15 protein-coding genes are annotated in these 21,017 nt (G+C 34.5%); 13 read left to right on the top strand and 2 right to left on the bottom strand.

Going from position 1 to position 21,017, the window contains the following annotated elements:
* Nucleotides 1-18 precede the first annotated feature (18 nt).
* The 8 genes from C1H87_RS07305 to C1H87_RS07270 all read left to right on the top strand — a co-directional run bounded on the left by C1H87_RS07305 (nt 19) and on the right by C1H87_RS07270 (nt 7,801).
* Nucleotides 19-1,200, top strand: coding sequence for a PKD domain-containing protein (locus tag C1H87_RS07305; RefSeq protein WP_158655151.1), 1,182 nt, complete (start codon nt 19-21; stop codon nt 1,198-1,200).
* 610 nt (nt 1,201-1,810) lie between these two features.
* Entirely contained in the window at nt 1,811-2,563 is a 753-nt protein-coding gene (locus tag C1H87_RS07300; protein WP_102755180.1) for a GntR family transcriptional regulator, read from the top strand.
* A gap of 4 nt (nt 2,564-2,567) precedes the next feature.
* Nucleotides 2,568-3,395 (top strand): sugar isomerase domain-containing protein, encoded by an 828-nt coding sequence (locus tag C1H87_RS07295; RefSeq protein WP_102755179.1) that lies wholly within the window; start codon nt 2,568-2,570, stop codon nt 3,393-3,395.
* Nucleotides 3,396-3,399: 4 nt separating this feature from the next.
* Nucleotides 3,400-4,185, top strand: coding sequence for an SDR family NAD(P)-dependent oxidoreductase (locus C1H87_RS07290; protein WP_102755178.1), 786 nt, complete (start codon nt 3,400-3,402; stop codon nt 4,183-4,185).
* A 10-nt stretch (nt 4,186-4,195) separates the two neighbouring features.
* The gene (locus C1H87_RS07285; RefSeq protein WP_102758203.1) at nt 4,196-5,521 is read left to right on the top strand and encodes an FAD-dependent oxidoreductase; all 1,326 of its coding nucleotides are present in this window, start codon (nt 4,196-4,198) and stop codon (nt 5,519-5,521) included.
* Nucleotides 5,522-5,524: 3 nt separating this feature from the next.
* Nucleotides 5,525-6,493, top strand: a complete 969-nt coding sequence (locus C1H87_RS07280; RefSeq protein ID WP_102755177.1) for an ROK family protein — start codon at nt 5,525-5,527, stop codon at nt 6,491-6,493.
* A 1-nt stretch (nt 6,494) separates the two neighbouring features.
* Nucleotides 6,495-7,181 (top strand): creatininase family protein, encoded by a 687-nt coding sequence (locus C1H87_RS07275; RefSeq protein WP_102755176.1) that lies wholly within the window; start codon nt 6,495-6,497, stop codon nt 7,179-7,181.
* A 2-nt stretch (nt 7,182-7,183) separates the two neighbouring features.
* Complete coding sequence (locus C1H87_RS07270; protein WP_102755175.1) at nt 7,184-7,801, top strand: bifunctional 4-hydroxy-2-oxoglutarate aldolase/2-dehydro-3-deoxy-phosphogluconate aldolase; 618 nt, start codon at nt 7,184-7,186, stop codon at nt 7,799-7,801.
* Nucleotides 7,802-8,118: 317 nt separating this feature from the next.
* On the opposite strand, the gene C1H87_RS07265 is transcribed toward C1H87_RS07270, so the two are convergent.
* Complete coding sequence (locus C1H87_RS07265) at nt 8,119-8,829, bottom strand: fibronectin type III domain-containing protein (RefSeq protein WP_102755174.1); 711 nt, start codon at nt 8,827-8,829, stop codon at nt 8,119-8,121.
* Nucleotides 8,826-11,270 (bottom strand): DUF4955 domain-containing protein, encoded by a 2,445-nt coding sequence (locus C1H87_RS07260; RefSeq protein ID WP_102755173.1) that lies wholly within the window; start codon nt 11,268-11,270, stop codon nt 8,826-8,828. Before C1H87_RS07260 ends, C1H87_RS07265 begins: the two co-directional genes overlap by 4 nt.
* A gap of 457 nt (nt 11,271-11,727) precedes the next feature.
* Here C1H87_RS07260 and C1H87_RS07255 point away from each other — a divergent pair, with 457 nt between their 5' ends.
* The 5 genes from C1H87_RS07255 to C1H87_RS07235 all read left to right on the top strand — a co-directional run bounded on the left by C1H87_RS07255 (nt 11,728) and on the right by C1H87_RS07235 (nt 20,948).
* The gene (locus tag C1H87_RS07255; RefSeq protein WP_102755172.1) at nt 11,728-13,509 is read left to right on the top strand and encodes an FAD-dependent oxidoreductase; all 1,782 of its coding nucleotides are present in this window, start codon (nt 11,728-11,730) and stop codon (nt 13,507-13,509) included.
* Nucleotides 13,506-14,624: a hypothetical protein gene (locus tag C1H87_RS07250; RefSeq protein WP_102755171.1), complete on the top strand. Its 1,119-nt coding sequence runs from the start codon at nt 13,506-13,508 to the stop codon at nt 14,622-14,624. The genes C1H87_RS07255 and C1H87_RS07250 overlap by 4 nt, the downstream gene beginning before the upstream one ends.
* Before the next feature lie 301 nt (nt 14,625-14,925).
* Entirely contained in the window at nt 14,926-16,575 is a 1,650-nt protein-coding gene (locus C1H87_RS07245; RefSeq protein ID WP_102755170.1) for a glycoside hydrolase family 31 protein, read from the top strand.
* 112 nt (nt 16,576-16,687) lie between these two features.
* Nucleotides 16,688-18,259 carry a sodium:solute symporter family transporter gene (locus C1H87_RS07240; protein WP_102755169.1) on the top strand — a complete coding sequence of 524 codons (1,572 nt, stop codon included), beginning with the start codon at nt 16,688-16,690 and terminating at the stop codon, nt 18,257-18,259.
* Nucleotides 18,260-18,311: 52 nt separating this feature from the next.
* Entirely contained in the window at nt 18,312-20,948 is a 2,637-nt protein-coding gene (locus C1H87_RS07235) for a glycoside hydrolase family 2 protein (protein ID WP_102755168.1), read from the top strand.
* The last annotated feature ends 69 nt before the right edge of the window (nt 20,949-21,017 follow it).

The raw sequence follows: 21,017 nt of genomic DNA, 5'->3' as shown, positions 1-21,017 counted from the left end.
AAATTAAAAAATAAAAAAATGGAAACAAAAAGAATTACACACATGTTTTTTACAATATTGTGCTTTACGTTACTTACTGTGTCTTGTGATAAAGAGATCAGTTATGATGAATATAGTGAGGCACCAATTATTGAAAATGCAACATTAGAGATTACTATAGATGATCACATATCGAGAGCCGTATCTATTGTAGCTACAGCAGAAGGGAATGATTATTTTGAAATTTCTTGGGGAGATGGTATAACAACGCAGTCAACTACAGGTATAGAAAGCTATAATTATGTCGACGCTGGTAATTATACCATTAAATCTGTAGCAAGAAAAGATGGATTAGTTAATCAAGCTGTAAACAAGTCAGTTAGCGTTGGCTTAATTTCTAATCTAACAATAAATTCAAATGTAGACCCTAATGATACAGATACAGTTACTTTAACTTTATCAGCACTTAATGCTACTAATTATGATATAGATTGGGGTGATGGAACAGCAGTTGAAAATACGACTACATCTACTGCAGTACATACTTATGCAGAAAATGGTGATTATATTGTTATTGTAACGGCAAAAGCTACAGGTTTTGCTGATATTAGCGCTCAAACGCAAGTTTCAATTGTAGGGACATTTGTTGTGGTATTAAATCAAGATTTTGAAACAGGAGACCTTTCTGATTGGACAGAATCATATCCTGGTGCACTAAGTATTATTGAAGATCCAACAAACCCAGCTAACAAAGTACTGAAATATGATAGTACTGTTTCTGCTGGATGGGATTCTAATAATAGAAATTTCCCTGAGACACCAGATAATGTAGTCGTAACTTTTGAATTTAATTATTTTACAGATAACCCTACTGGTTGGAGTGATTATATCGTTCTTGATTCAGAAGCTGGTAAGGATGTAACTGGATCTACAGCTTTTCAACATTCAGGTACTGTAGGGAGTTATAGAATGAGAGTAGAAGGTGGTGGAGTTGGTGAAGCATTTGCACCTTTATCCTTAAATGAATGGCATGCTATTAAAGTCGTTATAGATCCGATTGCAGAAACTACTACCTATACATTTGATGGAAATCCTGGTAGTGCTGTTGTTCTAAATAATTTAGCTACTGCACCTTATCATAATTTTGATAGAATACGTTTTGGCCATAATGGTAACAATGATTATTATTTGGATAATATTAAAGTATCATACGTAGAATAGTATTGTTTTTGATTAATAGTTAATTAAGTTAAAATCTAAAAATTGAGATGATTTATCAATTTTTAGATTTTTAAACCCCTGGAGTTAATTAATTTCAGGGGTTTTTATTTATAAAGTTTTACTATTCTGATAAATGTAGAAAGCCTGTTAAAAAGGAGTTACCTATTCTAGATTATATTAAATAAGGAAAAAATAGGTGTTAAAATTAGCTGCTATTAATGTGAATCTTGGATAAGAGAATTTATGTCGGTGTGTGTCCCAGACATGTTTCAGAACTATTTTTTTACAGTCACAGTGCTCTCCTCTTTAAATTAAAGCCGAGAAATGAATTTCGATTTTGATAAAAATAGGAAGAAAGAGGCGTTTTATTAAAAATAACAAACAAATATAACTCTCCGAATCCTGATCTCATCGGGATCCACCTCCCTTTTTAAAAGGTAGGAACACCTTGAATTCTTAAACAAGATTCACGTTGCTATTACTAATTTTTGATTTCATTGTATAATTCTAATTTATAATACAATAGCTTGTTTTCTAATGTTAAAATAAAAATCCATACTAATTTGCATAAATAGTATATTATTATAATATTTGTATTAAATACATTATTATGTATAAAAAATCTTCGCCTTTATATTTAGAAGTAAAAAAATATTTATCAGATAAAATTTCCAAAGATTTTAATTCTGGAGATATCATTCCTACACAATCTGAAATAGCAAAAATTACAAAAACCAGTCTTATAACAGTAAAGCGCGCTATTAATGAATTAGTTTCAGAAGGACTCCTTGAAACCATTGCAGGTAAAGGAACATTTGTAAAAGACACGCCGCTTATTGATAACCATGTTGGTATTTCAAGCTGGACAGATAGTATCGTTGGAATTGGAAAAACACCAAAAACCTTCCAAACATCTATTCAAAAAAGAATTCCAACAACAGAAGTTGCAAACATTTTACAATTAAAAGCGCGTAAACATACGGTTCTTATAAAAAGATTAAGGGGGGTTAATCAAAAACCTATTTGTATTATGTATAATGAAATCCCATTAGATTTAGCACCTGATCTTGATAAAAAACCTTTTGATGCAGAATCCTTTTACAGTTGGTTAAAAGATCATTACAATTTGGTGCCATCATTTGCCAATGAAGAAGTATATGCTAGAGAAGCTACAGAGAAAGAAAAAGAAATCCTTAGTATGACCGAGAACATCGTTCTAATTATAAAAAGAGTTTCCTATTTACCAAATAATATACCTTTTGAAATTTCAAAAATTATTGCACCAGCAAATGCGTATAGATATAAATCAAGGCAAATAAATTCTTCAATTTCAGAAATAGATACAATTAAAAATAAATTCTAAAAATATGAATTCAATAAAAGAAGCAATATTTTCTTTTCCAGAGCAATTGGAGATTGTAAAGCATGGCTTGTTAAGTCAAGAAGCTATTTTAAAAGAGGTGGCCAAGTTATATGCAGATGCCATTATGGATGGAGGCGTAATATATGTTTATGCCAATGGTCATTCACGTATTTCGGTAGAAGAAGTGAGTATCAGAATGGGAGCTTTAACAGGGTTTCATGGTATCATTCAAGTAGGGTTAACGTCATTTACAGATGTAGTAGGGTCTAACGGAATTCGTGTAAATCAGGGTATAGAAAGGTACGAAGGTATTTCAGCAAATATTTTAGACGAATATGATATAGGACCAAAAGATGTTATGGCTGTAATTACTGCAACAGGTACGACCCCTGCCGCAGTAGACATGGCAATTGAATTCAACAAACGATATCCCAACAATCCTATTGTAGGTATAGCGTCAAAAGTTCAATCTATTGAATCTGCAACGAAACACAGTTCTAATAAGAACTTAATTCATGTTATAAAAGAGGCAAGTAAAGGCATTTTTATAGATAATGCTATGCCTTATGGTGATTTATCCGTTACTGTTAATGGTCAAACAGATACTTATCAAGTTTGCCCATTATCTTCAATTGGAGCATTATCTGTAGTCCAGTCGTTAAATGAGTTAACGATTAGGGAGTTAGATCGTAGAAATTATCAGCATCATGTACTACGTAATATGCATATTAGCAATACTGCAGATAATTATAATGAATGGTTGCAAGATCAACGTAAACGTTATGCAAGAGCCATGTATAACCCCAATAAATTAGTCCCTCAAAAAGAATAGTTTAATGAAAAACAAAGTTTTTATCATAACAGGGTCTTCAGGAATTGCCGCAGAAACTATCAAATTAGTGTTAGCTAAAGGCGCAAAGGTTTTTTACATAGGAAGAGATGAGCAACGTTGTAAACGCTTTCAAGAAGCCTTAAAAGAAGATAATTTACACGCAGATTATATTGTTGGTGACTTGGTTAATCCATCTGTAGCGATTGAATTAGTAAATGCTTGTATTAAAAAATACGGGCGAATAGATGGGCTATATAACGTAGCAGGAATTAGCGGACGTAGATTTGGTGATGGACCAATCCACGAATGTACAGAAGCAGGCTGGGAAACAACGATGACTACCAATGTAACCACACAATATAGAATGTGTAGAGAAGTGATAAGCCAAATGTTAAAACAAGAGCCAGATAACGATGGCTTGCGCGGCACTATTTTAAATATGGCTAGTATTTTGGGTATATCACCAGAGCCAAAGTTTTTTAGCACCATAGCTTATGCAGCAGCGAAAGGGGCAATTATTAGTATGAGTACTTCAATGGCATCAAAATATGCCTTAGATAAAATAAGAGTTAATGTAATAGCGCCAGGATTAGCATTAACCCGTATGAGCGAAAGAGCTTCGCAAGACAAAACCATTATCAATTTTATGAAGCAAAAACAACCATTAACAGAACGTGTTATGGATGCAAAAGACATTGCAGAAGCTTCTGTCTTTTTGTTAAGTAATCAAAGTAAAGTAATCACAGGAGAAGTTTTAAAAGTAGATGCGGGATGGAGCATATCAGGTTAAAAAAAATAAAATGAATACATATAAAACAGAATTAATCGAAGCAGGAAGCTTTGATGTTATTGTAGTAGGAGCAGGGTCAGCCGGAGCCACTGCAGCAATTTCTGCCGGAAGGCAAGGTGCAAAAACATTATTATTAGAAAGATTACCTTTTTTAGGTGGTACAAGTACAGCCGTTTTAGATACTTTTTATGGGTACTATACGCCAGGGACACAATCTATAAAAGTTGTGGGCGGCATTGCTGATGATGTCGTAAACGAATTGGCTAAATACAATGCTAGTTTTGAACGCCCTAATACATTTGGTGCAGGAACAGGAGTCACTTACCATCCAGAATACTTAAAAGTAGTTTGGGAAAAAATGGTAATAGAAGCAGGTTGTAACGTACTACTAAATGCCTGGGTGCAAGATGTTATTTTAGAAAAAGGAAAAGTAACCGGTTTAGTAGTTGCAACCAAAGATGGATTAAAGGTTTTTAGATGCAAACAAGTTATTGATACTTCTGGAGATGCAGATATTTGTCATCAAGCAGGTTTACCCTACGAACTAGCAGGAGAAATTGATCCGGCGCAAACCATGACGACTACATTCAAAATGGTAAATGTTGATTTGGCTAAACGCAAAACAGTTACTAAACAAGAAGTAAATACCTTAATGGAGAAAGCGGCAGCTACAGGTAATTATAATTTGCCTCGTAAGGAAGGCAGTGACCATATAACCCCTGTTGATCATATGACAGCAACAATAATGACACGTATTACGTCATTTAAAAAAGACGAAGAAGGCCAAGTAATCAATGCGGCAGATGCGCAATTATTAAGCGAAGCAGAAATTGAAGGACGTTTACAGGCTATAGAATACATTCGATTTTTAAAAGATTATGTACCAGGCTATGAAAAATCAGCACTTTCAACATTTGGAGTTCAAATTGGCATTCGTGAAACGAGAAGAGTTGAAGGTGAATATAGACTAACTGCCGAAGATGTATTGTCAGCAAAAAAGTTTGAAGACCAAATAGGATTATGTGGTGCGCCTATGGAGGATCATCATGATGGAGAAGGTGTGAAGTGGCAATATTTACCAGATGGAAAAACAGTTGGAATTCCCTATAGAACCTTAGTGCCACAAAACAGTGAAAATGTATTTGTAGCAGGGCGTTGTTTTTCTGCAAACCATGTCGCGCATAGTAGTGTTAGATCTATGGCACAGTGTATGGTAATGGGAGAAGCCGTTGGTGTTGCAGCTGTATTAGCCATAAAAAATAATGTAAAGCCTAAAGATGTTGATGTTCAGGAATTACGCAAAATTTTAAGAGCAAATAATGCTTTAGTAGATTAAATTATGAAATCATATATAATTTCATTTGATGTAGGTGGCACCCGATTAAAAACGGGGTTGCTAGGTATTGGTGGAGACTTAATTGAAAGTAATGTCATAGCTGGAAGTGCTAATGATGGTGCAGATGTTTTGTATGAAAATTTAAAAAGTTTCATTTCAAAAACGATCAAAAAAAGAGGAAACCCAATAGGAATTGGACTAAGTTTAAGTGGAGGCGTAGATCCAGAAAAGGGAGTAGTGTTACTTCCCGGGAAGTATAAAAATTTAGAAAACTATCCATTAGTTCCAAAGCTAAGAACTGAATTTAACGTACCCGTTTTTGCAAATAATGACGGGAGATTAGCCATGTATGCTGCACGCTATTTTGGAAAGGCAAAAGATGTGGATTGGGCAGTAGTATTAACTATTGGAACAGGGATTGGTTCGGGAGTATTGTTAGATGGACATATTTTAGAAGATTCGCATTTGCAATTTGGAACTCAAATTGGACATATCATTATGGATAAATCCGCTGACAATTTTTGTTTAACAGGAAATTATGGAACTGGTGAAACGGAATGTTCTGCTACAGCTTTAACACTTCAAGTAAGAGCAGCAATACAACGAGGAATTCCATCTATATTATCTGATAAATACTTTCAAAACCCATTCGATATTGATTTCGAAAAAATAATCGACGCCTGTAAGCAAGGGGATGAATTATGTTTAAGAGAATTAAATACTTGGATAAAGAATCTAGCAATTCTTCTAATTAATACCGTTCATAGCTACGCCCCCAAACGCATTATCTTAAGTGGGGGAGCAACATTAGCTGCGGAAATGTATCTAGAAAAGTTAAAAGAATTGGTAAACAAGCAAGTATTTTATTATTCAAAAGGGATGCCTATTGAAATAGTAATTGCAGAAGATCAGGAATTTACAGGCGTAAAAGGAGCTGCTGCCTATTTATTAAAACGATTAAAAATGATTTAAAATGAAAGAGTGGTTAAAATTAACGTCTGATGAAATAAGGGATTTAGATAAAAACCTACCAGTCATAATTCCTGTAGGTTTGGTAGAAGCTCATGGGCCTCATTTACCAACAAGTGTAGATATAGATTCTTGTAAATATTTTGCTAGAAAGGTAGCTGAAAATACAGGAGCTATTTTAGCTCCAGTTTTACCTTACGGGTTTTCTGATGAAATGAGGGAATACCCAGGAAGTTTAGGTTTAACTGTAGATGTGTTTTTAAAAGTAATTGTAGACTTATGTCATAATTTATGTGCGCAAGGGTTTAATAAAGTTATTTTCTTTACTGGACATGGTGCCAATAAAGGGCCGATAGAATTGGCTTTTTACAAAGTTTGGGAAAAATATCCAGATTTTAAAGGTGTTTGTTGGAATTGGTGGTCAGATTGTGGCATTACTGGAATTCATCATGCGGATAAAGGCGAGACAGAGGTCGCTGTTGCTTGTGGAACGCCAGTTTACATGGATAGGGTCATAGATTTTAATATTAAGAAACCTTGGTATAAAATACGTTCTCGTTATGCTTTAAATAAAGATTCTGGGGGAATTAACGGAAACCCAAGTGAAGCTGATTTTGAGAATGGCGAACGATTAAGAGATAAGGCTGTAGCTGTTTTAACAGAAAAAGTAATGCAAGCAATTAACGATTAATTATGGAAGAGTATTTTGAAAAAAAGATTTTACCAGCCATTACGTTTCATGATGCAGATAAAGCAGTAAAAGTTGCAGAAGCTGTTACAGAGGGCGGGCTAGATATTATGGAAGTCCCTTTTCGTACACCCGTAGCTCAAGAGGCTATTAGTAACATTATTTCAACATTTCCGAGCATTTATATAGGAGCAGGAACAATCATTACAACAAAGCAGGTTGAAGAAGCAAAAAAAGCCGGAGCTAAATTTGGATTAGCACCAGGATTTAACCCTAAGGTCGTAGAAGCTGCAATTGCAAATGAATTGCCTTTTATTCCCGGGGTAATGTCTCCATCTGAAGTTGAATTGGCTTTGGAAATGGGATGTAACGTTCAAAAGTTATTTCCAGCAACACAAGTTGGTGGTCTTGCTATGTTAAAAGCATTATCGGGGCCTTATGTACATACCGGGCTTAAACTTATACCCATGGGAGGGGTCTCATTACAAAATATGAATGACTTTTTAAATGTGCCGATAGTTTTAGCTGTTGGTGGCTCTTGGCTCGCTACCCCTCAATTAATTGATAGTTCAAATTATTCTCAAATAAAAATGAATGTTATAGAAGCTTTAAAGAGCATATAATAATTTACAGACCTTTAATATAAGGGCACCTATATCTTTATTTCTTTCTGTTAAGGCACACTATGGGATTATTATAAGGTCATCTTAAAGTGAATAGGATACTTTTTATAACAAAAAAGAGGTCTAAAAAGTAACTTATTTTGTCATTCAGAGCATAGCGAAGAATCTCATCGTATTGTAAATTAGAATATTATGATTAAAAAAGATTCTTCGCTATGCTCTGAATGACACTTTTTAGACACCCTCTTTTAAAAAACCTAACAACCTATTGATTTATAACAATTCAATAGGTTGTTAGTGGCTATAGTTAGAGTGATTTAATTTATTTTAAATTCAAAAATTTCAGATTCAGAAGAGTTGTCTGCATCATCATGAGTTGCTACTTGCCAGTAATAAGTGTTAGCAGTAACGTCAGTATTCATAAAAGTCTCACCCGTTTTTCCGATAGAAGCTAAAGAAGCTTTGTCTGTCCCGATGAAAATTTCGTACTCTTTAATATCATTATCAACATCGCTTCCTTCCCATTCTAATCTAACAGTGGAAACTCCAGTGATACTAGCACCTCTTTCTGGGATAACAACATCTGCAGGGAAAGGTGCATAATTTTTAACCCCTTCTCCTTGATTATAAAATTTTGCGATAGGACTCCTGGCTTTTATGTTACTCGATTCAGATGATGAGATCACAAACCATTGATATGGAGTGCCTCTATCAATAACAATATCCGCTTGGTTTGTATCAGATATTACCTTTGTTGAGGTATTTGTGTTTAAATTTTTGATATTTACCTCATAGCTATCTGTGTTTTCAGCATCGCTCCATTTAAACGTTACCCTACTAGTGGTTTCAGAAACCGTAACACCTTCATTACATTCCGTATTGTTCTCTGGGAAGACCAGATCAGCGGCTTGAGGGGTAAGATTCGTATTATCTGGTCCTGGATCAATATCACTATCGCTTCCACCTCCGCATGAACTGATAATAAAAAATAGACCTATTATTAATGATGACTTATATATTAATTTCATTTTTTTATAATTTTATAGGTTTGTACTTCGCTTTTTGTTTTTATACTAATAAAATATAGCCCCTTTGTTAAATCATCTATATTGATTTTTATGTCTTTTTTATTAGTCGCTTTAAGGTTTAATAGTTGTTTACCACTTATACTATTTACAACAACCTCAACATTTTGGGGATCTTTAGTGCTTTTATCATTTAGTGCAATAGTTAGATCACCACTAGTAATAGGGTTAGGGTGAATACCACTAACCATTTGATTCGTTATTAGAACTTTTTGATTGTGAATACCTTGACAATCTTTACCAGTTTTAACAACTATATTGTTAACACCATTACTAAGAGGTATAGAAATTTTATTTTTAGAGGTCTGATATACGATGTCATTAACAGTAATAACATAATCAGTACTACCAGAAAGTGTCAGATCAATTTGTTTTTTACCTTGATCTACTTTTGTTGTTACTCCTAGATCCTCTGGTTCTGTAATGGTAATGTTAAAGCAAGTTTCATAATCGCTTTCTCCTTCAACAGTTATACAAACCGTATAGGCATTTGCTTCAAGATTCTCAAAAGAAATAGTATTTGTGAAATTCTTAGAATCTGTACTTCCTCCAGATAATGTAGCTGTGTAGTTTAAATTTTGAACAGCTTCAATAGATATGGTTCCATTATTACTAGTACGACATGATTCGCTAGTATGTAATATTTTAAAATTGTCTTTAGGTAATGAGAACACTTCACATCCATTAACATCTACGGTTACACCAGAAGGAGTACCAGGACAAGTATCATCTGCATCAGATACGCCATCCTCATCTGCATCGGCGACTGTTTGTGTCGCAATTTCTTTTATCCAAACAGGATCTACACCAAGTCTAAGCTCAAGTTGTGCATCGTACAAAAAAGGTGTTTTAACATGCGTTCCATGGGATTCGTGATGTGCCAAAGTGGCCTCAACAAAAGAGCTATTACCTTCATAACCAACAACAATTGGAGTTAAAATTTTCTTTTTTTCATTCCAAAAGTCATGTACTCTTGCCTCTGTATCAATTTCATTATAATTCCAAAAAACTAACTCACGACCGTGATGAGGAAGAAAACCTGTTATATCACCTCCAGGAGTACCTGCCATCCCGCCTTCAGAATTATCTACAAGATTACAATAAGGATGACCTGAGTGCACATCTACAGGCGTCCATGATCTCCATTTACAATCTCTAACAACTGCACCACTTGATAAATGTGATACTTCAATACCATGCCAGGTACTAGCTTCATCTGTTACTCTACTAAATAAAAGATTATTAGATTTAAATGATTGAACAGAATTATGACCTGTGTTACCTGTAATCAATACATCTGTAACTGTTGACGTGGTTGAGTACCCAAAACCAATGGCATTAGACCAACTTTCTAGAACTACATTTCTAACCCAAGAATTTTGATAACGATTTATTGAGATAGCTTTAAAACCTCCATCATGGAATTCATAATCACTAAGTGCAGTATCAGGATTTATAACATCTCTTTGATCTGCGTTTTTATGATGTTCAAAATCGGGAGTAGCATTACCAACCATCCTTAAGAATTCGATACCGAATCCTGTTTTTCTGGTAATTGATTTTATGACCCATTTATAAGTAATATCGACATTATATCTTAAGGGGTCTTTAAAAGTTATTATATTACCATTTATAGCCGTTATTTCATGTGCTTCTTGAACAAAATTACCGCCTTTTAATAAAGTAGCAGTGTCTTTATAGGTATCAAAGTCCGCTTGGTAAGGCGCTAAAAACTCAGCATTAAATGCTGTAGGATCTGTTAATTCCAGCATCACAAGATCTCCAACGTTCATACCCGCTGTAGTAGACACTGTTAATTCAAATTTTCCTCTTTCATTTCCTCCTGTAACATCTGCCAATTCTGTACGAGAGAATCCACCACCATCAGCTTGAATGTTAGCGACAAGCCATTTGGTTCTATTGTAACGGCAGTATAAAACAGTTCCGTCTTCTCCAGACCCAGATCCTCTAAGTACTATATTGTCTCCAGTAATTGTAATTGGAGCTCTAGGTGCATCTCCAACAACTGGTTTTCGTTCATTAATTAAAAACCGTCCTTTTGGAAAAAAGACAACACCCCCACCTGCATCTTGTGCGGCGTTTATGGCGGCTTGTATACCGTCGTAATCTTCTAGATCGTCATCAGGTAATGCTCCATAAACATTTACGTTAAAAACGGGACCCGTGATATATGGAATGGGTTCTTCTCCGTTCTTATAGCCTGCATAGGAAAAATCGGGTAAAATAGATTGGTCTCCAGTTGTTTTAGAGGCTACAAATTGTTTATACAAATCACTTTCTGGTTGTTGCGCTATTAAAGGTAAACAGAGCAATGAAAGGGTTGGAAATATAATGTATTTAAATAGTAGTTTTTTATTCAACATAATTATTGGGTTTTAATTTTACATAACTATTTTTCATAATTATTTAGGGGTTAGTAAAAGGTTAATTTTTTTTAACAAATTTGTAATAAAACTTCTTTTTTGTTAGGGGGAAATGATTCTATTTGGGGGGGCGGAGTGTTAGATGTTTTTTGATTTATTGTTTAAATAGAGTTTAAGGCTAGTCTTACAAAAATTAAGAAATAAGAGTTTGATATCTTGTTAGTTTTGGGAAAAATAGCATGTTTATTGTACATTTTTTAGTGAATCGGAGAATTTATAATTATGAGAAATTAATTAAGGTATTTATGGTAGAGATTTAACCTACAAGTGCTGTATTATCCAATATAGAACATATACCCCTTTGTTAGCAACGTTACACCTTATTTATTGTTTGTTGAAAATCTATTTTCGTAGTACAATAACAGATGAATACAGCAAACAATAAAATTAGGAAACCATGAATAATAATTTAATAGAATTAAAGACATTATTGGTTTTTGTACTAATAATCTTTAATCATGCCGTTGCCCAACAAGATGTTTTTATAGAAACTGAAAGTTTCAAAGAAAAAGGAGGTTGGGTTGTCGATCCGCAGTTTGTTGAACAAATGGGCTCTCCTTATTTAATGGCTCATGGTATGGGAAATCCGGTTTCGAATGCTATGACTTCGGTAAAGTTTAAAAAGAAAGGTAATTACCATGTTTGGGCAAGAACTAAAAATTGGGTTCCAGGGAACTGGCAAGCACCCGGACGGTTTAAAATAATCGTAAATGGAAAGACTTTAGAAACAACCTTTGGTTTAACTTCTGGTTGGTCTTGGGAATATGCAGGTGTCGTTAATATAGAATCAAAAAAAGTGTCCATAGAATTAAAAGATCTTACAGGGTTTAATGGTCGATGCGATGCTATTTACTTTAGTGAATCTAAGCAGAAGCCACCATCTGATATTGAGAAATTAAAAGCATGGAGAGCTGAGAAATTATCTGAAAATACAAGCCCTTCAAAGGAGAAGACTTACGATCTAGTTATAACTGGAGGAGGTATAGCTGGTTGTGCAGCTGCAATTGCTGCATCAGAAAGAGGTTTACATGTTGCATTAATTCACGATAGACCACTTTTAGGAGGAAATGCAAGTAGTGAGATTAGAGTGCATACGGAGGGCATTTATGGGAAATATGAACGGATCTTAAAAGAGATCGATACAAAACATTATCCAAACGGTTCGTATAAATCAAAAATTGATCAAAAGAGACGTGATATTTATGTGAAGAGTTTTAAAAATATTGATTTGTTTTTAAATTGGAGAGCCTATGATGCAAAAGCTATAAATAACACCATACAATATGTTGATGCAAAGCATACGTCTACTGGTGAAAAAATTAGATTTAAAGCCCCTCGTTTTGTGGATTCTACAGGAGATGGTTGGATTGGTTTTTGGGCTGGGGCTGAGTTTTCATATGGTAGAGAAAGTAAAGATACGTATGGAGAAGGTATTGATGAATGGGGGGAACTTTGGAGTCCTGAAGAAAGCGATAATTTCGTAATGGGATCATCAGTATTATGGCAGAACGAAATATCTAAGAAGGAGGAATTTTTCCCTGTATTGCCTTGGGCAGTAGATGTTGCTAAAGATCACAAAGCGAGAGCAGGAGAATGGTTTTGGGAATATTCAAGAGAAGATCTAAATCAGATTGAAGACGCCGAAGATATAAGAGATCATATGTTAAGAGCCATATACGGGTCTTTTGCAAATGCAAAAAAACTAGAAAAGAATAAGTTTTATAAGCTAAAATGGGTTTCTTATCTCGTGGGAAAACGTGAATCTAGACGATTGGTAGGAGATCATATTTTTACACATAACGATGTGGTTAATTTAACAAAATTTAAAGACTCAGTTGTTATGGAAAAAAGAAGCGTTGATGTGCATTATCAAAGAAATTTAAAAGATGCATCTCAACCAGATTTTCTTTCATCTGCTCTTTTTTACAAAACAAAAAAATATTATATCCCTTATAGAAGCTTGTATTCAAAAAATATAACAAACCTTTTTATGGCCGGGCGTAATTTTAGTTGTTCGCATATTGGGCTTGGTGGACCGCGAGTTATGCTAACATGTGGACAAATGGGTGCAGCAGTTGGTTTTGCTGCATCTATATGCAAAAAGTATAATGTAACCCCAAGAGACGTATATACTAAGCATCTTAAGGAGTATATGGATTTAATTGAAGATAAGAAATGATCAAAAGTTTAGGTTTAATTATTGTAATCATGCTATTCACGTTAGGTTTTAATTTACAATTAAAATCTAACACTGATCCCTTGTTTTTTACCATGCCAGAAGAATGGAAAGACCTTGCCAAGGATAGTCTTATTTTTAATTTTTCCTGGAACGTTGATACCATTCATAACCCTCAAGTATTCCATAACGTAAGGTTATTATCTAGTACTAAAGGAGAACCAAAACTGTTTTTTTCAGATATAGAAACACCAGTATGTGCAGATGGTGAGTGTAGAATTGCCAGCATTAAAATGTATTGGAACTTGCTTGGGAATTATGTAGGCTACGGCATATATCCCGATAACCCTCTTACCAAATATGATCATGATCCTTTTGAATATGAAGATTATGCCAAACTTCATCAATTATTATTAGACGATAATTCAGTTTTAAAAAGAAAGGAAATAACCGATTTGGTTGATGAAAAACCAGTTTTATTACCTAATGAAGCCAGTTCTGTCGATATTGATGCTGTATCTGGAGCAACCAAAAAAGAAATAAAAGCATCTGTAGTGCAAGGCGGATTGTATTCCTGTTATACATTTTGGCATATCGTACATGGAGAGGTTAAAGAAAAGATGAATTCGTATTTACGATCCATATATACAGATTCCCTTAATAATTACTTTTTATATTCTAATTACGAAGACTATCAAAGTTATGCTTTAAAGCAATTAACAAAAGAAGCCTATAAAACACATTCAGATCAAATTGTTAAAATCTTTGAAAAAGGGCAACCATTACTCAGAATTTATATTTTGAAAAAGATCCCAAGATCAGAGTTTGAGAAAGAACACATTTCAGAACAATTTTATAATTTGTTTTCTAAGATAGATGTGAACTCTAGAACATATTTGATTAAACGAATAGGCCTCGCTCATCCATCAGTCCTAGAAATACTATCGGATCATGTATCGGTAATGACTAAAAATCAGTTAAAAATTTATTTGAAATATTTGGAAGCAGATCACAAGCATATGAGTAGTAAGATTAAATCGAATTTAATTGAGGTAAGTCGTTCTAAAAGTTATGCTTATAACTATTTGTTGAAGGCGTTTTTAGAAGATATGGAATGAACCTAAGTGAAGAAAGAAAACATTTGACCCTGTTGTAACAACATTGTACCCTGTCTTCACAGCGGTAAAAAGGTAGTTTTGTAAAGCTCGGTATTTTAATCGAAAAGAATTGAGATTGTCTAAAAAGGTAAATAAAAATGAATATCTGGTTGAGCCTTTCGACTCCGCTCAAGACAAGCTAAAGTCGAAACCTTCATGTTTAATGTTGTGTTTTAATTCACTACTGAGCTTGAATGGAAAAAATAGAACTTTTTGGATATTCTCTTTTCATTAATACTGTAATTTTTATAATAAAGAAAGTATGCTTATAACAAAATTATGTTTTAGACTAATAATCTTAACGACCATAGTAAACCTGTGTGTTTCATGTCATAATAATGCTGAAAAAAAGATACCAAAACAAGAAATTGTAAGTGAAGAAGGTACACATTGGTGGGCAGGTATTACAGCAGATGGTCATTTAATGCCAATGGATTCTACGTATTCTCATAATCTTATTGGTGACAATAAAGGAAATCAAATTCAACCCTTGTTATTATCTTCAAAAGGAGATCTTATATGGTCTGAAGCACCTTTTAATTTTACTTTTAAAAATGGCACCATAGTATTAGATTCTGTAACTGGTGATATTGTAAATCTAAAAGCGGGTAACACTTTAAAAGAAGCCTATTTGCATGCCAGTGATTCGTTTTTTAAACCTTCAGGAAAATTACCAGATGAATTGCTTTTCTCTGCACCGCAATACAACACATGGATCGAACTTGTTTATGATCAAAATCAAGAAGATATTTTAAAATATGCACATGCTATTATAGACAATGGTTTTCCTCCAGGCGTGTTAATGATTGATGATAATTGGCAAGAAGACTACGGAAAGTGGGATTTTCACCCAGGTAGATTTTCAAACCCAAAAGCCATGATGGATGAGTTACATGATCTGGGGTTTAAAGTGATGCTTTGGGTGTGTCCGTTTGTGAGTCCGGATTGCGATGTGTATCGTGATCTAGTTTCAAAAAAAGCTTTTCTGGTTACAGAAGCTAGAGAGTCTATAAAAAGTGCTTTACCTCAAAAAGATTTTAGAGGAAATCCAAAGCCAGAGATGGTCACTTGGTGGAATGGTATTAGTGCTGTATTGGATTTGTCTAACCCAGTAGCAGTAGATTGGTTTAAAAGTAATCTGGAAAACTTAAAAGAGAAATATGGTGTTGATGGTTTTAAATTTGATGCAGGGGATACAGATTTCTACAGACAAGGAATAAGCGATAAAAATGTAACAGCAAACGATCAAACATTGCTTTTTGGAGCGATTGGATTGGATTACCCGTTGAATGAATATAGAGCGATGTGGAAAATGGGTGGACAACCACTTGTAGAAAGACTTAGGGATAAAAACCATAGTTGGGAAGATTTACAAAAATTGATCCCACAGATGGCACTTGAAGGCATTATGGGATATTATTTTAGTTGCCCAGATATGATTGGTGGAGGCGATTTTACGTCTTTTATTAACGATGCAAAATTAGACCAAGAACTCATAGTACGTTCTGCGCAATGCCATGCTTTAATGCCTATGATGCAATTTTCTGTATCACCATGGCGCGTATTAGATGAAAAACATTTTAACGCTGTTAAAAAATCGGTAGAACTACGCTCAAAATATTCTAGTACCATATTAAAATTAGCAAAAGAAGCTTCTCTTACAGGCGAACCGATTTTAAGATCTATGGAGTATGAATACCCTAATCAAGGTTATGCGACTATAAAAGACCAATTTTTAATGGGTAAAGATTTACTAATAGCACCCGCATTAGTAAAAGGCCAAAAGGAAAAAGACATTATAATTCCTAAAGGAAATTGGAAAGATCAATCAGGAAATGTCGTTGTGGGACCTAAAAAAATCACTGTAAAAGTGGATCTGAATGACTTACCAATTTATGTAAGACAAAATTGAAATACATTACTTGACCACGATATTTAAGGCATTATAAATAGAGAAAATCACCAGTTTTCCTAGAGAAAACTTAGGATGAGTTATTTAGTTTAAACATTAAACTTGATCATAAATGAAGCATTTAGAAATATTAGATTATGCAGTTTTTGGGTTGTACTTTTTTTTAGTGATCGGGGTCGCTATATATGTTTCTCATAAACCCAAAGGTCATGAAAGAAGTGCAGAAGACTATTTCTTGGCAGGAAGATCATTACCATGGTGGATTATCGGAGCTTCTTTAATAGCCTCAAATATTTCTACAGAACAAATAATAGGGATGAATGGGACTGCTTTTGAAAGTGGTATCGCCGTTATTTCATATGCGCTTATTGGAGCTGCAGTTTCCATATTGATCGTGGGTAAATTCTTTTTGCCAAAGTTCTTAGAAGGCAAAATTTATAGTATGCCGGAGTTTTTAAAAAAGCGTTTCAATAAAAAAGTGAGCACCTTAATGAGTGTTTTTTGGATATTGGTATATGTTTTTGTAAACCTTACAAGTGTACTTTCTTTAGGTGCTATAACATTGGAAGCCGTACTAGGAATTCCTATTTTTTATAGTGTGGTTTGTTTAGCATTTGTATCGGCTATTTATACTATTTATGGCGGGCTTTCTGCAGTTGCATGGACCGATTTTATTCAGGTTGGGGTATTGATTTTAGGAGGACTAGCCGTTGTATGGCTTGGTTTAGATGAAGTGGCGTTAAAATATTCAGGAAAAGGATTTGTTAAAGGCGTGTCTACTTTACTTGAAGTACAGGCGGATAAGTTTCATACGGTTTTACCTCGAACGCATGAAGAACTGCCTTGGACAGGTGTATTTTTAGGAGGACTATGGATCGCAGCTTTGAGCTATTGGGGGTGTAACCAATATATTATTCAGCGCGCATTAGCGGCAAAAAATTTAAAAGAAGCCCAACACGGACTTTTATTCGCAGCGATTTTATCAGTAATAGTTGCTGTTATTATTGTAATCCCTGGTGTTATTGCAAGCGAACTCTTTTCCGAACAAATAACATCTAGAGATCAAGCTTTTCCAGTACTTATTAGAGAGCTTCTGCCAGTTGGGTATTCTGGTTTGGTTATCGCAGCTCTTATTGCTGCTATTATTTCATCGCTTAATTCTATGTGTAATAGTGTGGCAACCATTTTTACTATGGATATTTATAAGGGGATGATCGATAAAAAAGCAAGTGAATATAGTTTAGTAAAAACAGGAAGAATAGCAACAGCAATAGCATTAGTATTAGCCATTGCGGTAACACCAGCGGTGGCATCAATGGGCAAATTGTTTTCATTTATTCAAGAATACACTGGATTTGTAACACCAGGAGTTTTATGTATTTTCTTAACCGGATTATTTTGGAAACGAACGACTAGTAAAGCGGCACTCTGGGTTGTTATGCTAACCATTCCAATTTCAATTATTTTTAAGGTCTTTTTACCCGAGTTGGCCTTTTTGGATAGAATGATGTTAACATTTCTAATACTGCTTTTAATCACCGTACTGATAAGTGTTTTTAGTTCTAAAACCTCGGAAACCATATTAGATAATTTTAAAACAACAGAAAAAGCTTCCGCTTTATATAACATAGGCGCTTTGATTCTCACCTCATTAATTGCAGTTTTTTATATCGTTTTTCAATAAAGAGAATAGAATATATAGACGATAAACACCCAGAATTAAATAATCATTATATATGAAAAACACCCTTTTCTTGTTTTTAGGTTTTGCAATTAATTTAATGGCACAAACAAATTTACATGCTCCCGAATTTTCTCAAGCGGGTTTTTGGAAGATTGAAAACAGTGGGCGAGATGTTTTTAACTTTAATATAGGGTGGCGGTTTTTAAAAGGAGATGCCAACAATGCTGAAAAATTTGATTTTGATGATTCTAAATGGAATGTTGTAAATACGCCACACGGATTAGAGTATGTTTCATCCGAAGCCAGTGGAAGTAATAATTATCAAGGACCAGCATGGTATAGAAAACATTTTACCGTGGACAAATCAAGCATCGGAAAAGTGATTAAAATTCACTTTGAAGGTGTTATGGGAAAATGCAAAATATGGTTAAATGGAGAAAAGATCACAGAACACTATGGGGGGTACCTTCCCTTTGAGGCAGATCTTACCGATAAATTAAAAGCTGATGAAGATAATGTTTTAGCCGTTTGGGTAGATAATAGTGACGACCCTATGTACCCTCCAGGAAAGCCTCAAACAGAATTGGATTTCTCTTATTTTGGAGGGGTATATAGAGATGTTTGGATGGTTGTTAAAAATAAAATCTATATAACCAATCCAAATGCTGTAAATAAAGTTGCTGGTGGTGGTGTGTTTACACATGTAGAATCGGTTTCAGAAACTCAAGCTAAAGTTTTGGTCATGGTTGATATTCAAAACGATTTAAGAAAAAAAGCTACAGTTACCGCAACATTAAATTTACGCGATCCAAATGGGAAAATAGTTGCTGGTTATGATAAAATGGTTTCGCTATCAGCTGGTAAATCTAAACAGATAAAAAATACGTTCAATATAACTAAGCCTAAATTATGGGCGCCATGGTCTCCAGATTTATACCGTTTAGAAGTTCGATTAACGAATAAAAAACAAGATAATATTGATGGTGTGGCAATTCGCCTAGGCATACGTAAAATTGAATTTAAGGGCATTGATGGCTTGTTTTTAAATAACAAACCCTATCCAGGAAAATTAATGGGAGCAAACCGCCATCAAGATCATGGGTATGTGGGGAATGCAATTCCCAATAATGGACAATGGCGTGATGCAAAAATATTGAAAAATGCGGGCTGTGATATTATTAGAGCAGCACATTATCCTGCAGATCCAGCCTTTATGGATGCTTGTGATGCATTGGGGCTTTTTTATATAGTTGCAACACCTGGATGGCAATTCTGGAATAAAGACCCCATTTTTGAAGCACGGGTTTATCAAGATATTCGAAACATGGTTCGGCGAGACAGAAATTATGCTTGTGTGATTATGTGGGAGCCCATTCTTAATGAAACCGATTATCCAGAAAGATTTGCTAAAACAGCTCATGAAACTGTACATGAAGAGTACCCGTTTCAAGGAGCCTATACCGTTTGTGATTATTTTATGGACGGACAAGAACATTATGATGTATTATATGCCCACCCTTGGCAAATTAAAAGTGAAACGGAAAAACGTTCTAGTTTTACAAGGGAATGGGGGGATAATGTTGATGATTTTTTTGCTCATAATTCCCCCAGTCGTGTAGCACGTGGTTGGGGAGAACATGCACAATTAGTACAAGCAAAACATTATGCAGCACCAGATTACCCTTTCACAACATGGAATTCGCTTGCAGATACACCACCACAAAAAGTAGGAGGTACCTTATGGCATGCTTTCGATCATCAAAGAGGCTACCATCCAGATCCTTTTTATGGCGGGTTGACAGATGTTTTTCGCCAGCCAAAATATTCATATCATATGTTTGCCAGTCAAAGAGATGTTTCTGAAAAAAACGACCCTATGATATTTATAGCTCATGAGATGACGCCATTTTCAGAACCTGATGTGCAGGTTTATACTAATTGTGATGAAGTGAGACTTATAGTGATGGAAAGAGACACATTGTATCAAAAAGCGTCAGATTTAAAAATGGCAATGAAGCATCCTATTATTACCTTTAAAAAGGTATTTGATTTTATGGAGATGAAAAAATTATTTAGATCTTTTAAAATTGATCAAGTAAGCATTGTTGCAGAAGGTATAATTGATGGTGAAGTTGTAGCGAGAGCGGTTAAAAAACCATCAAAACGTCCTTCGGGAATCGTACTTAGTCTTCAAAACGATGGTGTACCATTTACAGCGAATGGTTCTGATTTTGTTCGTGTTATTGCTTCAGTAGTAGATGAGGATGGTATTGTTAAAAGGTTGAATAATTCAGATTTGAAATTTGAAGTGCGTGGAGAAGGGGGCATCATTGGAGATGCTTCTATACTGGCAAATCCTAGAAAATTGGAATGGGGTACTGCTCCTATTTTAGTGAGGTCAACATTAAAACCTGGTAAAGTTATTATCAAAGCGTCTGTTGTTGATGAAGGCGCTCAAACTCCACTTAGTGGTGAATTGGAGATAGAAAGTATTTCTAGTACAGATCGATTTATTTATAGTGAATTAGGAGTTGAAAACGTGAATTCAAAAGGAATTAGTTCGCAAAAAGACTCACAAGATGTATTGCTTGAAAAAATAAAGAAAATTGAAAGAGAACTTAATACTTACAGATTGAAGGAAGTAGAGATTCAACAAAAGAATTTTGATGAAGGGAAAAAGAAAAATTAAGATGTTTTAATAAGAATTAGTAGGATTTGTAAATCTTGTATTTGTAGAAGGTAAATTGTTGATTTTGTT

The sequence above is a fragment of the Flavivirga eckloniae genome (assembly GCF_002886045.1).
Classification (GTDB): Bacteria; Bacteroidota; Bacteroidia; order Flavobacteriales; family Flavobacteriaceae; genus Flavivirga; species Flavivirga eckloniae.
This window is presented reverse-complemented; position numbering and strand designations above follow the sequence as displayed.

Coding starts and splice junctions, on each gene's coding strand:
- C1H87_RS07255 (WP_102755172.1), top strand. CDS start 11,728: ATGAATAATAATTTAATAGAATTAAAGACATTATTGGTTTTTGTACTA.
- C1H87_RS07300 (WP_102755180.1), top strand. CDS start 1,811: ATGTATAAAAAATCTTCGCCTTTATATTTAGAAGTAAAAAAATATTTA.
- C1H87_RS07240 (WP_102755169.1), top strand. CDS start 16,688: ATGAAGCATTTAGAAATATTAGATTATGCAGTTTTTGGGTTGTACTTT.
- C1H87_RS07270 (WP_102755175.1), top strand. CDS start 7,184: ATGGAAGAGTATTTTGAAAAAAAGATTTTACCAGCCATTACGTTTCAT.
- C1H87_RS07245 (WP_102755170.1), top strand. CDS start 14,926: ATGCTTATAACAAAATTATGTTTTAGACTAATAATCTTAACGACCATA.
- C1H87_RS07235 (WP_102755168.1), top strand. CDS start 18,312: ATGAAAAACACCCTTTTCTTGTTTTTAGGTTTTGCAATTAATTTAATG.
- C1H87_RS07285 (WP_102758203.1), top strand. CDS start 4,196: ATGAATACATATAAAACAGAATTAATCGAAGCAGGAAGCTTTGATGTT.
- C1H87_RS07290 (WP_102755178.1), top strand. CDS start 3,400: ATGAAAAACAAAGTTTTTATCATAACAGGGTCTTCAGGAATTGCCGCA.
- C1H87_RS07265 (WP_102755174.1), bottom strand. CDS start 8,829: ATGAAATTAATATATAAGTCATCATTAATAATAGGTCTATTTTTTATT.
- C1H87_RS07260 (WP_102755173.1), bottom strand. CDS start 11,270: ATGTTGAATAAAAAACTACTATTTAAATACATTATATTTCCAACCCTT.
- C1H87_RS07275 (WP_102755176.1), top strand. CDS start 6,495: ATGAAAGAGTGGTTAAAATTAACGTCTGATGAAATAAGGGATTTAGAT.
- C1H87_RS07280 (WP_102755177.1), top strand. CDS start 5,525: ATGAAATCATATATAATTTCATTTGATGTAGGTGGCACCCGATTAAAA.
- C1H87_RS07305 (WP_158655151.1), top strand. CDS start 19: ATGGAAACAAAAAGAATTACACACATGTTTTTTACAATATTGTGCTTT.
- C1H87_RS07295 (WP_102755179.1), top strand. CDS start 2,568: ATGAATTCAATAAAAGAAGCAATATTTTCTTTTCCAGAGCAATTGGAG.
- C1H87_RS07250 (WP_102755171.1), top strand. CDS start 13,506: ATGATCAAAAGTTTAGGTTTAATTATTGTAATCATGCTATTCACGTTA.